This is a genomic window from Nocardiopsis sp. CNT312, from assembly GCF_000515115.1.
Lineage (GTDB): Bacteria > Actinomycetota > Actinomycetes > Streptosporangiales > Streptosporangiaceae > Nocardiopsis.
Window position 1 is genome coordinate 159,771 of the sequence record NZ_AZXF01000013.1, and the last position, 12,925, is coordinate 172,695.

At 72.5% G+C, this 12,925-nt stretch carries 11 protein-coding genes; 4 read left to right on the forward strand and 7 right to left on the reverse strand.

The features are described from left to right. Window positions 1–57 precede the first annotated feature (57 nt). A complete protein-coding gene (locus B042_RS0105490) occupies window positions 58–1,122 on the forward strand; it encodes a S1C family serine protease (RefSeq protein ID WP_036553956.1) in 1,065 nt (354 codons plus the stop codon). Window positions 1,123–1,418: 296 nt separating this feature from the next. Here B042_RS0105490 and B042_RS0105495 read toward each other — a convergent pair whose 3' ends face one another. After that, on the reverse strand, window positions 1,419–2,561 hold the full coding sequence (locus B042_RS0105495; protein WP_028647423.1) for an Mrp/NBP35 family ATP-binding protein: 1,143 nt from the start codon (window positions 2,559–2,561) through the stop codon (window positions 1,419–1,421). 397 nt (window positions 2,562–2,958) lie between these two features. Between B042_RS0105495 and B042_RS0105500 the strand changes: the two genes are divergently transcribed. Further along, on the forward strand, window positions 2,959–3,969 hold the full coding sequence (locus tag B042_RS0105500) for a CPBP family intramembrane glutamic endopeptidase (protein WP_028647424.1): 1,011 nt from the start codon (window positions 2,959–2,961) through the stop codon (window positions 3,967–3,969). A 26-nt stretch (window positions 3,970–3,995) separates the two neighbouring features. Here B042_RS0105500 and B042_RS0105505 read toward each other — a convergent pair whose 3' ends face one another. After that, window positions 3,996–5,366, reverse strand: coding sequence for an LCP family protein (locus B042_RS0105505; protein WP_028647425.1), 1,371 nt, complete (start codon window positions 5,364–5,366; stop codon window positions 3,996–3,998). Window positions 5,367–5,592: 226 nt separating this feature from the next. Beyond that, a complete protein-coding gene (locus tag B042_RS0105510) occupies window positions 5,593–6,114 on the reverse strand; it encodes a GtrA family protein (RefSeq protein WP_028647426.1) in 522 nt (173 codons plus the stop codon). 176 nt (window positions 6,115–6,290) lie between these two features. Here B042_RS0105510 and B042_RS0105515 point away from each other — a divergent pair, with 176 nt between their 5' ends. Together B042_RS0105515 and purE are read left to right on the forward strand one after the other, a co-directional pair. Beyond that, window positions 6,291–7,448: a 5-(carboxyamino)imidazole ribonucleotide synthase gene (locus tag B042_RS0105515; RefSeq protein ID WP_036553959.1), complete on the forward strand. Its 1,158-nt coding sequence runs from the start codon at window positions 6,291–6,293 to the stop codon at window positions 7,446–7,448. Next, window positions 7,445–7,996 (forward strand): 5-(carboxyamino)imidazole ribonucleotide mutase, encoded by a 552-nt coding sequence (gene purE / locus B042_RS0105520; protein WP_028647428.1) that lies wholly within the window; start codon window positions 7,445–7,447, stop codon window positions 7,994–7,996. Before B042_RS0105515 ends, purE begins: the two co-directional genes overlap by 4 nt. Window positions 7,997–8,039: 43 nt before the next feature. On the opposite strand, the gene B042_RS0105525 is transcribed toward purE, so the two are convergent. From B042_RS0105525 to B042_RS0105540, 4 genes are all read right to left on the reverse strand, one after another. Next, window positions 8,040–8,801, reverse strand: a complete 762-nt coding sequence (locus tag B042_RS0105525) for a TNT domain-containing protein (protein ID WP_028647429.1) — start codon at window positions 8,799–8,801, stop codon at window positions 8,040–8,042. A 166-nt stretch (window positions 8,802–8,967) separates the two neighbouring features. After that, window positions 8,968–10,281, reverse strand: coding sequence for a UDP-glucose/GDP-mannose dehydrogenase family protein (locus tag B042_RS0105530; protein ID WP_028647430.1), 1,314 nt, complete (start codon window positions 10,279–10,281; stop codon window positions 8,968–8,970). Between the two features lie 242 nt (window positions 10,282–10,523). After that, window positions 10,524–11,192: a hypothetical protein gene (locus B042_RS0105535; protein ID WP_028647431.1), complete on the reverse strand. Its 669-nt coding sequence runs from the start codon at window positions 11,190–11,192 to the stop codon at window positions 10,524–10,526. Window positions 11,193–11,217: 25 nt separating this feature from the next. Then, window positions 11,218–12,711, reverse strand: a complete 1,494-nt coding sequence (locus tag B042_RS0105540; protein WP_028647432.1) for an LCP family protein — start codon at window positions 12,709–12,711, stop codon at window positions 11,218–11,220. Between the last annotated feature and the right edge of the window lie 214 nt (window positions 12,712–12,925).

The window sequence follows — 12,925 nt, forward strand, 5'->3', positions numbered from 1 at the left end:
GGCCAGGGTCCGCCCGCCGCACCGCCGCGCCCGCCCGGACGCGGGATACCCGCGTGGATGGCACTGTCCGGGATGCTGGTCGTCGCCCTCATCGCCGGCGGTGCCGGCGGCCTGGTGGGTGCCACCGCCTCCTCCTCGGGGGACGGGGAGGCCGCCCCGGACCAGGGGCCGCAGATGAACGAGCCGCCGCCCGAGGCGCCCCAGCGCGACCCCGACACCATCGCGGGCGTCGCCCAGCGCGTCAGCCCGAGCGTGGTCTACATCGGCAGTGCCAGCCCGGTGATTCCCGGCGGCGGGTCCGGGTTCGTCATCGAGGGCGACTACGTGGTCACCAACGACCACGTCTCCTCCGAACTGGAGGAGGCCGGCATCCGGATCGAGTACAGCGACGGAAGCCTGTCGGACGCCACCGTCGTCGGTGCCGACCCCACCTCCGACCTGGCCGTCCTGGCGCTGGAGGACCCGATCGACGTCGAGCCGCTGGAGTTCGGCGACTCCGAGGAGGTCATCGTCGGCGACGAGGTGATCGCGATCGGCGCACCCCTGGGCCTGGCCGGGACGGTCACCCAGGGCATCATCAGCGCCACCGACCGGCCAGTGAGCCCCGAGGGCGAGGACGTCGGCCAGTTCTACGCGCTCCAGACCGATGCCGCGATCAACCCGGGCAACTCGGGCGGCCCCCTGGTCGATCTCCAGGGACGGGTCATCGGCGTCAACTCGATGATCATCACCATGGGCGGCTCCATGGGGGAGGGGACCGGCAACATCGGTCTGGGCTTCGCGATCCCCTCGTCCGAGGCACAGACCGTGGTGGAGCGGCTCATCGAGAACGAGGGCGCGACCTACGCCGACATCGGCGCGGAGTTCGACCTGAGCAGCCCGACGGCGGGCGCGGTCATCGTCGACGAGCCCGGTGCCGTGGAGCGCGGCGGCCCCGCGGACGGGGCGGGGCTGGAGCCCGGCGACGTGATCACGTTCCTGGACACACGGCGGGTGAACTCCGGCCAGGAACTGCTGGCGATGCTCCGGGACCGCTCCCCGGGCGACGAGGTTGAGCTCGTCTACCGGCGCGACGGGGAGACCGTCACCACCGATATCGTCCTGGGCGCGTCGGGCGACTGACGCGCCGCGGGCCCCGGAACCGTCGGTTCCGGGGCCCGCGGGCCGCCGTCCACTCCTTTAGGCCCTGTCCTCTGCATGTGCTGCTGTACTCCAGGGGGCCGGTTCGGGCGCCCGCGTGGTCCTGGAGGTACCGGAGGCGTGTCCGCGAGGAACGGGTGCACACGCCGTGGGCGCCGAAGGTTCCCGTTCTCCGGGAGCCCGAGCGGAAAGGGGACCGCGCCGTAGGCGTCCGTCATTGAGGGCGGTGGCGGGCGACGGGCGGGCCGAAGCGGAGCGGAGGCTCAAGGAGACACCGCCTAGCGCCCGGCGGGGGAGATCCCCAACTGCATGCCGGACAGCCCGCGCGGCTTGCCGACCAGGCCGTCGGCGATCGAGGTGAGGACCTTGCTGGCCTCGGTGTCGGGGTCGGTCAGGACGAGTGGCCGACCGGAGTCGCCGCCCTCGCGCATGCGGGTGTCGAGGGGCACTTGGCCCAGCAGCGGGATGTCGGTACCCAGGGTCCGGCCCAGGGCCTCGGAGACGGTCCTGCCGCCGCCCTCGCCGAACAGGTGCAGCGGCTCGCCACCACCCGGAGGGACGAAGTACGACATGTTCTCGATGACGCCCGCGATGCGCTGGTGCGTCTGGGCGGTGATGGCGCCCGCGCGCTCGGCGACCTCGGCGGCGGCCTGCTGCGGGGTGGTCACCACGAGCAGTTCGGCGGTCGGCAGCAACTGGGCCACCGAGATCGCGATGTCGCCGGTGCCCGGGGGCAGGTCCATCAGCAGGACGTCCAGGTCGCCCCAGAAGACGTCGGAGAGGAACTGCTGGAGGGCCCGGTGCAGCATGGGGCCGCGCCACACGACCGGCGTGTTGCCCTGGGTGAACATGCCGACGGAGATGACCTTGATGTCGTGCGCGGTGGGCGGCAGGATCATGTCCTCGACCTTGGTCGGGAAGTCCGACGCGCCGAGCATGCGCGGCACCGAGTGGCCGTAGATGTCGGCGTCGACGACACCGACCTTGTGGCCCCGGGCGGCCATGGCGGCGGCGAGGTTGACCGTCACGGACGACTTGCCGACACCGCCCTTGCCGGAGGCGACCGCGAAGACCCGGGTCAGCGAGCTGGGCTTGGCGAAGGGGATCTCCTTCTCCGCCTGGCCGCCGCGGAGCTTGGTCTGGAGCTCTTTGCGCTGCTCTTCGTTCATCACGTCGAGTTCGACGGCCACGGAGGCGACCCCGGTGACCTTGCCGGTCACCGCCTCGGTCACGTCCTTCTCGATACGGCCCTTCATCGGACAGCCGGCCACGGTGAGGTAGATACCGACCTTGACGGAGCCGTCGTCGGCGATGTCGACGCTCTTGACCATACCGAGGTCGGTGATGGGGCGGTGGATCTCCGGGTCGAGCACCGTGGCGAGGGCTTCGTGCACCTGCTCGGTGGATGGTGTGGAGGACATAGTACTCAATCGTAGATCAGCGGAAGCCGGCGTTGGCCTGTGGCGTCTCCTGCACGGACCACCCCCTCCAACGGCGCGCTGTCACCGGCCTATTCCCTGGCGGTGCCGCGGGTGCCCCGGAGGGGCCCGTCCGTACTGTGACCAGGCGTTTACGGCGTGCCCTTAACGCTGTCGCTACACCACCGGATAGTAGCCTCTGCCCACTATGGGAAACGTGCCGCCGCCATCCGGTCCGTCCTGGCCGGCCCCGGAGAGGGCCGGTGGGCGGACCGACGAGGCGTGGGCGCGGGAGCAGACCTGGGCGGGGCCGCCCGGCGGCGGCCGTCTGACGCCCCCCGGCGGGCAGCCCGCGGCGAACGCGTCCCCCTCGGTGTGGGCGTGGCCGCCGCCGCGTCCGGTGCGCACCAGTGAGTTCGCCTGCGCGGAGATCCCCGGGGGTGAGCAGTATCACCGGCTGGCCCGCGGCGACCGGTTCCGTTGGTGGGTCCCCGCCCTGTCACTCGTGATGCTGGCGATCCTGCTGTTCGTCCTGGGCGTGGCGGTCGCCTTCGTCGTGACGATCGTCGCGGTCCTCGGCGGCAGCAGTCTGCTCGCGGACTCGCCGCGGGTCGGGGAGATCGCGGGACTGGCCATCGGCCTGGGCTCCTCGGTACTGCTCCTGCCGATCGTGCTGATCGTGGTGCGCGTGGTCCAGTGGCGTCGGGTGCGGTCGCTGCTGTCGGTCGAGGGCCGGCTGCGCGGGGGGTGGCTGGCCCGCTGCTCGGCGCTGGCGCTGGCGTGCGTCGCGGCGGTGCTCGGCGCCTACCTGCTCCTGGTGGGCCCGTTCGGCCTCTCCGGCCCCGAGGCGGGGCCGTCGCCCGACGCACGGGTCGTGGCGGCGGCGGTCGCCGTGATCGTGCTGCTGGTGCCGTTCCAGGCCGTGGCCGAGGAGTTCGGGCTGCGCGGTCTGGTGATGCAGCTCGTCGGCTCCTTGGGGGCGCCGGCCGATGCTCCGGAGGGCCACCGGGCGGTCGCACGGGTCCTGCGCTCGCCGGCTCCCGCGGTCCTGGCCGGCGGGACGCTGCTCGCCGCGCTCTACGCCTCCGCCTTCCCCGAGGACGGGTGGACGGCGGCCACGCTCGCCGTCATGGGCCTGTGCGCGGCCTGGCTGACTTGGCGCACCGGCGGCCTGGAGGCGGCGATCGGCCTGCACGTGGTCAACGGGCTGGTCCAGATCGTCTTCAGTGTGGCCGAGGGCCGGATGGCGGCGATCGGGACCGGGGCCGTCGTCGGCGCGGGTCCGCCGGGCACGGGGACGCCCCTCGGCCTGGTCCTCGCGGTGGTGCTGGCGGGTGCGTACACGCTGGGGGCCGTCGTCCTGGTGCGCCGTACGGGCGTGCGGCGCACCAGCCCGGCCGCGCCGTCCTGAGTCCCCGACCGCCGTAGGGCGGACGGCTACGCGCAGACGGCGGTGTCGGACTCGGCAGAGGTGGAGTCGAGCTCCTCCAGCACGCCGCCGTCCTCTCCGTCGGAGGCCTCCGCGCTCGGGCTCCGACCGCCGACGGCCAGCCCGTCCCAGTCCTGCGCTCCCATCACCAGCTCCAGTTCGGGGCCGAGGCCGTCGACCTCCTCCACGGTGGCCGCCGCCAGCTCCGCGGCCAGCAGCTCGGCCGCCTCCCGCTGGTCCGGCGCGTGGTAGACGGTGGTGGCGGCGGGTGTGCGCTGGACCGGGTTGCCCACCCCGCCCACCACGAACCCGCGCCCCTCCAGGAGCACACCGACCTCGGCTGCCAGTCCGGTGACCCCGGTCCCGTTCAGTACGCGCAGGGAGACGTCGCCCGGGGTGAGGGAGGGCTCCTCGTCGGCCTCCGACGCGCCGTCCTCCTCCTCGGGGAGCACCTCGCCGTTGGCCACCGCGGCGAACAGGTCACCGGCCTGCGGCTGCATCGGATCGACCTTGTACTGGTGGGTCTCGGAGTCCACCACCGGGACCGTCACCATGTTGACCTGGTCCAGGTCGACGCCGCTCATGCTGAGGGCCAGGTTCGCCATGGTGTCCACGGTGAGCCGGTCGTCGGTGACCATGCTGTCGGTAACCGAGTCCACGAAGGAGTAGACGGAGGCCGGGCTGGAGAGGAACTCGCCGCTGGTCACCTTCCGGACGAGGGCGCCGATCAGCCGCTGCTGGCTCTCGATGCGCTCCAGGTCGCTGCCGTTGTCGGTGCTGGCCCGGGACCGTGCCAGCCCCAGGGCCTGCGCGCCGTCGAGCGTCTGAGTTCCGGCCTCCAGGACCAGGTGGGCCTTGGGGTCGTCGATCGGCTCGGGGATGCACATCTCCACGCCGTCGACGGTGTTCACGATGTTCTCGAACCCGGCGAAGTCCACCATGACCATGTGGTCCAGGCGGATGCCGGTGGCCGTCTCGACCGTGTTGCCCAGGCAGTCCATGCCGCCGTAGGTCGCCGCGTGGTTGATCTGCTGGAGGCCGCCGGTCCAGCCGGGGTGCTCGTCGTCGGCCTCGCAGGCGGGGATGTCCACGATCAGGTCGCGGGGGAGGTTGACCATGGTCACCGCGTCCCGGTCCGCGTCGATGTTGACGATGATCAGCACGTCGGGCCGCTCGCCCTCCGACTCGGTGTCCACGCCCAGCAGGAGGAAGTTGTGGATGCCCTCGACCGGGTCGGGGCGTTCGCCGTCGCCCCAGGACTCGGGGTCGATCGCCTCGGTCTCGATGCCGAACGCGCCCTGGTACGCGGTGTAGACGGCGAGGCTGGCCGCGATCAGCAGGGCTGTCGCGAAGCTGGCGGCCCACTGGCCGATACTCATCCTTCTCCTCAGGAGCGGGATGGGCCCTCGGGGGTCGGCGAGGGGTGCCCGCGGTCGGGGATGGGGAGGGGGCAGGTCACCCTGGGGTCGCACCGCACATAAGCGTTGGTGTTGTGGACGCGGCCGTAACAGTGATGGGACTTTACCTAAAATGAGTAGATTAGACCAGATCTGTTGGATTTTTTGCCGGTAAACCGGCGTTACGAGCTGGTCCGTTCAGGGCCGTCTACGAGTTCGGGTCCGGGGCGGGGGCCACCCCCGACGGGTCGGAGACCTGGCCGCGCACGTCCTGCGCCGCGCCGCCCCGAGCACCGGAACCGGTCTCCGGGAACACCCACGTCCGGTAGGACCAGAACCGGAACAGCGTGCCCAGGCCGACCCCCACGACGTTCCCGGCGATGTTGGAGGCCAACGGGCCCTCCAGCTCCAGGACGTAGACGGCCGTCCCCTGGCAGCCGAGCTGGATGAGCATCCCCACCGCGTTCATCGCCAGGAACAGCGCCGTCTCGCGCCCGTAACCCGTGCGCGCGCGGTGGCGGTAGGTCCAGAAGCGGTTGCCCACGAACGCCACCGCGATCGAGAGCAGTGTGCCGACCGCCTGGCCGAGCATCGTGTCCGTGCCCAGCGCCCACAGGAGGTTGGTCACACCCAGTTGAACGGTGTAGGCCACCGCCCCCACCGAGGCGAACCGGCTCAGCTCCCGGAGGAGCCCGGCGATCCTCGGATGACGGAGAAGGAAGTCACGCACGCTTGGGGTCTCCCGTCGCGGTGGTCGGGGCGGGCACCGGGCCCGCGGCCGGTCCGCGGCGTGCGCCTCGCGAGGACGCGGAGCGGGCACACCCTAGACTCTAGCCCGGGGCCGGAGCGCGGATCCCCGGCAGGAGGGGTCTCCACCCCCGACGAATCGATGATCATTGAGGCATTGTGAGCGAGCGTAACCGCACCGTCCCCCGCGTGGGAATGGTGGGAGGCGGACAACTCTCCCGGATGACCCACCAGGCGGGCATCGCCCTGGGAATCGACTTCTCGGTGCTGGCCGCCGACCCCCGCGACAGCGCCGCCCGCGTGTGCGGCGACGTCGTCCTGGGGGACGACCGCGGGCTGGAGGACGTTCTGGCCTTCGCCAAGGCCTGCGACGTGGTCACCTTCGACCACGAACACGTGCCCGAACCCGTCCTGCGCGCCGTGGAGGAGGCGGGCGGCCTCCTGCGGCCCGGCCGCCGTGCGCTCCGCTTCGCCCAGGACAAAATCGTCATGCGCACCCGCATGGCCGAACTGGGGGCCCCCTCCCCGGCCTGGCGGGCCGTGAGCGCCCCCGAGCACGTGAACGCCTTCGCCGACGAGCACGGCTGGCCGATCGTGCTCAAGGCGGCGCGCGGCGGCTACGACGGCAAGGGCGTGTGGATCGCCGACGGCCCCGAGGAGGCCGCCGGGGTCCTCGCGCGCGCCACCGCCGAGGGGGTGCCGCTGCTGGCCGAGGAGAAGGTCGGCTTCCGCCGCGAACTCGCCGTGCAGGTGGCGCGCTCCCCGCACGGGCAGGTCGCGGTCTACCCGGTGGTGGAGACCGTGCAGCGCGACGGCATCTGCCACGAGGTGATCGCCCCCGCGCACGGACTCGACGAGGAGAAGGCGACCAGGGCGCAGCAGACCGCGATCGAGATCGCCCACGCCTTGGACGTCACCGGGGTCCTGGCGGTGGAGATGTTCGAGACCTCCGGGAGCGTGCTCGTCAACGAACTGGCGATGCGCCCCCACAACTCCGGGCACTGGACGATCGACGGTGCCGTGACCTCCCAGTTCGAGCAGCACCTGCGCGCCGTGGCCAACCTGCCCCTGGGCGCACCGGGCACCGTCGCCCCCTACACCGTGATGGCCAACGTGCTGGGCGGCGCGGACCCCGACGTCTACGGCCGCTACCTGCACGTCATGGCCAAGGACCCCGGGGTGAAGGTGCACATGTACGGCAAGGACGTGCGGCCGGGGCGCAAGATCGGGCACGTCACCGTGACGGGCGACGACCACCGGGACCTGCTGGCGCGGGCCCGGGACGCCGCCGACTACCTGCGAGGAGACGACCAGTGACCGACAGCGCAAACGGCGGTGGCCCCGCCGTGGGGATCGTGATGGGCTCGGACTCCGACTGGCCGGTGATGCGCGAGGCCGCCGAGGCCCTCCGTGAGTTCGACGTGCCCTTCGAGGCCGACGTGGTCTCCGCGCACCGGATGCCGCACGAGATGATCCGATACGGCTCCGAGGCCGCAGGACGGGGCCTCAAGGCGATCATCGCCGGTGCGGGCGGCGCCGCCCACCTGCCGGGGATGCTGGCGTCGGTGACGACCCTGCCGGTGGTGGGGGTCCCGGTGCCGCTCAAGTACCTGGACGGTATGGACTCACTGCTCTCGATCGTGCAGATGCCGGCAGGGGTGCCGGTCGCCACCGTGGCCGTGGGCGCGGCCCGCAACGCCGGTCTGCTGGCGGTACGGATGCTGGCGGCGGGCGACCCGGAGCTGACCGAGCGGATGGCGCGGTTCCAGGAGGAGCTCATGGCCCAGGCCCACGCCAAGGGCGAGCGGCTGCGCCGCGAGGTCGCCGAGGACGGCCGGCCGGCCGGGTTCGGCCTGGGCCGCTGACGCGCCGCCCTCGGGCGGCACGTCGGCGGTGGGGCGGCGCGGTTCAGGCCGGGACGGCTCGGTCGTCCGCGCCGTCCACGCAGGCCTCGGCGGGCTGCTCGCCCAGGTAGCCGAGCTCCAGGAGCCGGACCACCCGCACGAAGCCGTCCCCGTCCGCCTCGGGAACCCCCTCCGCGGGGACGAGGAGCTGTTCCCCGCCTCCGGGCTGCCCGAAGTGCGGGGTGATCGGCCCGACCAGCGCGGTCAGGTCTTCGAGCACCGCGTAGCAGTGGTAGTTGTGCTCGGTGCCGCCCGGGTAGGTGTTCAGCGAGTCGGGCGGCAGGGCCCGCTCGGCGTAGGGGGCACCCGCCGGGGCGAGGAACGTGCCACGGGGGGAGCCGAAGCGGTCCAGCAGCTCCCCGGAGCCGAGGACGCGGAGCCCGCTGACGGGTTCCCCGTCCTGCACAGCGAAGCCGTTGTGCTCCGGGTAGTCCCACCCGTCGAACGTATCGCCGGTCGCCGGGTCCACCTGGTCCTCCAGGTACCACCGGTCCAGAAACGCGGCGGGGGTCAGCCCGCCGAAGCGCTCATACCCCTCCACCAGCGCGGCGACCGGCCCCTCCGAGGGCAGCGACGCCGGCCCCAGCCGCGGGTCGCCGCACAGGTACCTCTCCAGTTCGTCGGCGGTCGGCGGCTCGTAGCGCGCGGGGCAGCCGTCCAGCGCGGAGGCCGTCGGAGGCTGTTCCACGGAGGCTGTGGCGTGGGCGGGTGCGGCGGCCAGGGCCAGGGCCAGGGCGGTGCCGACCAGCGGCGTGGTCCTCGGCATCGGACTCCGTTCGGTACTCGGACACCCGGCGATGGCCGAGTGTGTTCACTTGAGTGCGCAGAGCAGTGAATCACGATCGCGGGCCGACCGCCGGGCAACGCACGGACGGGAGGGGAAACACGAAGGGAGCCCCCCGCGGGGAGCTCCCTTCGATGCCTGGGTACGGCTACTGGCGTCCGAGCGCCCGGTAGGTCCAGCCGGAGGCCCGCCAGAACGTCGGGTCGAGCGCGTTGCGACCGTCGACGATGCGCTTGTGGGCCACCGCCTCACCGATCTCGTCGGGGTGGGCCTCCCGGAACTCCGCCCATTCGGTGAGCAGCAGGACCACGTCCGCGCCGCGCACGGCGTCCGTCATGGTGGGGGCGTAGCCCAACTGCGGGTAGGCCTCGCGTGCCCGGTCCATGGCCCGGGGGTCGTACACCGTCACCCGTGCCCCGAGGGAGGCCACGGTGGCGGCCACGTCCAGGGCCGGGGAGTCCCGGATGTCGTCGGAGTTGGGCTTGAACGCGGCGCCCAGCACGGCGACCGAGGTGCCGGAGAAGTCCCCGCCGATCAGCTCGCGCGCGATGTCGATCGTGCGGGCGCGGCGGCGCTGGTTGATCGCGTCCACCTCGCGCAGGAAGGACAGGGCGGGCTCCACCCCGAGTTCGTCGGCGCGCGCCATGAACGCCCGGATGTCCTTGGGCAGGCAGCCGCCGCCGAAGCCCAGCCCGGGGCCGAGGAACTTGCCACCGATGCGGTCGTCGTGGGACAGCGCCTCGGCGAGCTGGATGACGTCGGCCCCGGCGGCCTCCGACACCTCGGCCATCGCGTTGATGAACGAGATCTTCGTGGCCAGGAAGGCGTTGGCCGACACCTTGACCAGCTCGGCGGTCTGGAGGTCGGTGACCAGGAAGGGCACCCCCTCGTCGATCTGCTTCTGCCACAGCTCGCGGACGACCTTCTCGACCCTGCGGGAGTCGGTGCCGAGCACGATCCGGTTGGGGTTGAGGGTGTCCTCCACCCCGAAGCCCTCGCGGAGGAACTCCGGGCTCCAGCCCAGCTCGGCCTCCTCACCCGCCGGGGCCAGTGCGCGCAGGCGCGCGGCCAGGGTCGCGGCGGTGCCCACCGGCACGGTGGAGCGGCCGACGACCACGGCGGGGCGGGTCAGGTGGGGGGCCAGCAGGTCCACGGCGGAGTTGACGTAGCGCAGGTCGGCGGCGCCGGAGTCGTCGCGCTGGGGGGTGCCCACGCAGATGAGGTGGACGTCGGCGAACTCGGCGGCCTCGGGGAAGGAGGTGGTGAAGTTCAGCCGGCCGGCGTCGAGGCTGCGGGTGAGGAGTTCCTCCAGCCCCGGCTCGTAGAAGGGAACGCTACCGGAGCGCAGCAGTTCGATCTTGGCCTCGTCGACGTCGAGCCCGAGAACCTCGAAGCCCAGTTCGGCCAGGCAGGCCGCTGTCGTGGCCCCCAGATATCCGGTGCCGATGACCGAGACGCGCATTCGTTCCGCCACTTATGGAGCCCCTTCCTGAACGTGCCGTTCGCGCCTGTGTACTCGTTGTGCCCACTTGAAGCGGTCAGCATCCTGTTTTCGGTTTGAAAACGGACATAGGAGAGCCCGGGGCGAACATCCCAAGAGCCATCACCCTACGCGCCATGGTGCGGCACGAGGGCGAACAGGGCGTGAACAGTCAGGCGCACAGGCTACCCGCGGTTCCGGACGCCGAGCACCGGGGGACCCGCTCAGCTCCGGTCGTCGAAGGAGCGGAACTGCTCGGGGGCGACGTCCAGTGGGTGCCGCGAGGCGGGGTCCCCGCCCTGCCTGCGGAAGGGCGTCGTGGTCTTGTCCGGGTCGCCGGAGCCGGAACCGTGCGTCGGCAGGGGAGGGGTGTCGGAGAACCGCTCGCCGGCGGGCTCGGCCGGGAGCGGGCGCGTGGGGCGGGGGCCGCCGTCGCGGAGGCGGTCCCCGCCGGGGGCGGTGCCGTCGGCGGCGGGGGGCGTTTCCGCGACGGCGCGCCGGCCCCGCCACCGGGTGGGCGTCATCGCCGAACCGAGCAGGAGGACCCCCGCGGCCAGAGCTGGTGCGAGCCCGGGGCCAGCGGGGTACAGGAAGCCTTCCGGGTCCAGCCAGCCCAGGGCGGTGCCCACCGTCTGCGGCGACAGCACCGGCCACAGGCCCAGCGCGGTCAGGAGCAGCCCCGCCGCGGCGGCGCACAGCGGTGAGGCCCCTCCCGCCGCCAGGTAGGCGCCGACGGCCCCCGCCAGTGCCAGTACGATCGCCGCCGACACCGTCGCCGCGGTCACCTCGCCCCCGGCGAGTCGGGGGAACAGGTCCGTCCCCCAGGCGAGGGCGGCCCACAGCGGCGGGGCCAGGGCGATACCGGTGAGCAGACCGACCAGATGGCGGAGCACGGGAGCCACCTTCCTTCGCTCGGGTTCAGCCGCAGACCTTGTCTTGGGCGGTCCTGACGGTCGAGGCGCCGTCGGTGGCGGACGCGTTCCCGGCGGGCTCGCGTCCGGTGTCCTCCGGAACGTGCAGTGCCGTGAAGTCGAACCCGATCACGATGTGGAGTCCACCGTCCAGCGTAGGCTCCTCCACCGTCTCGGAACCGGGGAACATCCCTGAGACGTAGGCCGCGGCTTCCCCGTTCCCGGGCGCATGGCGGACCTGGGTGAGGGACACGTCCCGGCGCCCCCAGTTCGCGGCGGGGGCGCTGATCTGGAACCCGGCAGCGGCGAGCTCGCGCTCCGTGCGCGAGGCCAGCCCGGATCCCGCGGTCCCGTTGAACACCCGGACCCGGATGTCAGCCGGGTCGGGCCGCCCGTCCCGGACCGGTGCGGAGCCGTCGATGGGGCGGTTCTCCCGGAAGCGGTCGAACAGCTCCCGCGCGGCGGGCTCGTCCCACAGCAGCGCGGACTCCCCGCGCGGGGTCCGGTGGTCCATGTCGGCGATGGGCACCTGGGTGAAGGAGACCTCCGACAGCTCCAGGTCGCGCAGGTGGTAGCCGAGCCGGTTGATGGTGTCCGTGTCCAGCCCCTCGTCCACGGTCACCGACGACAGCGCGCTGCGCAGGAACTCGGTCATCAGGGAGGGGTCGGAGAGCGTCCGGGTGCTCACCGCCCTGTCGAGCATCGCCGAGAGCACCTGCTGCTGGCGGTCGATGCGGTCCAGGTCGCCGCGCTCCGTGGCGCGGGTCCGGGCGAACGCCAGGGCCTCGGTCCCGTCCACCCCGTGCGTGCCGGCCGCCATGTCCAGCCGGGCCTTGGGGTCGTCGATGGCCTCGGGAAGGCACACCTCGATCCCGCCGAGGGCGTCCACCACGTCCACGAACCCGTCGAAGTCCACCTCGACGTAGTGGTCGATCCGCACGTCGGTGAGGGCCTCCACGGTCCGGACCGACATGGTCGGACCGCCGTGGGCGTATGCGGCGTTGATCTTGTCCGGCCCCTCGCCGGGGATCTCGACCCACAGGTCGCGGGGGACGCCGACCACGGCGACGCGGTCGTTCTCGGCGTCGACCCGCACCAGCATGATGACGTCGGACCTGCGGCCGGGGGTGGAGCCCACACTCAGCGCGTGCCGGTCCTCGCGGCTCATCTCCCCGCGGGAGTCGGAGCCGATGACCAGGAAGGTGAGGCCGCCGGACTCCTCGGGGCGGCCGTCCTCGGAGAGCGTCCCGAACACGTCGAAGCGGTTGAGCGTTCCCGACATCCACCCCGTGACCGCCCAGGAGGTGCCGGAGGCGACCAGGACCAGCGCCGACAGGGCGCCCACCACCAGCAGGGCGGTGCGGTGGCGGCGCACGGCGGCCGGGGGCACGGTGACCCGGCCCGAGCGGCCCGAGCGTTGGGGTGCGGGCGGGAGCGGCTGGGATCGCATGCGGCGGAACTCGTCCGCGGGTCCCGGCCCTTCCGTGTTGCCGTCACTCATCGGCGTCCCCGTCCCACCCGTGCAGCGGTGTCCGTCATCAGTGTGTCGGGCGTGTCCTTCCGGCCCCTTCGGAGCCGGAATCCCTTTACTCCTAGGTTGTCACCTGATGTGCTCAGAGTGGCCGGACGGGCACTCTCGGCGTGTCGCCCGCTCGGGGCGGCTCCGGGAGGGGCGACGGATCCGCGTGATTCTCGCTCTACGCGAGTGGGATATT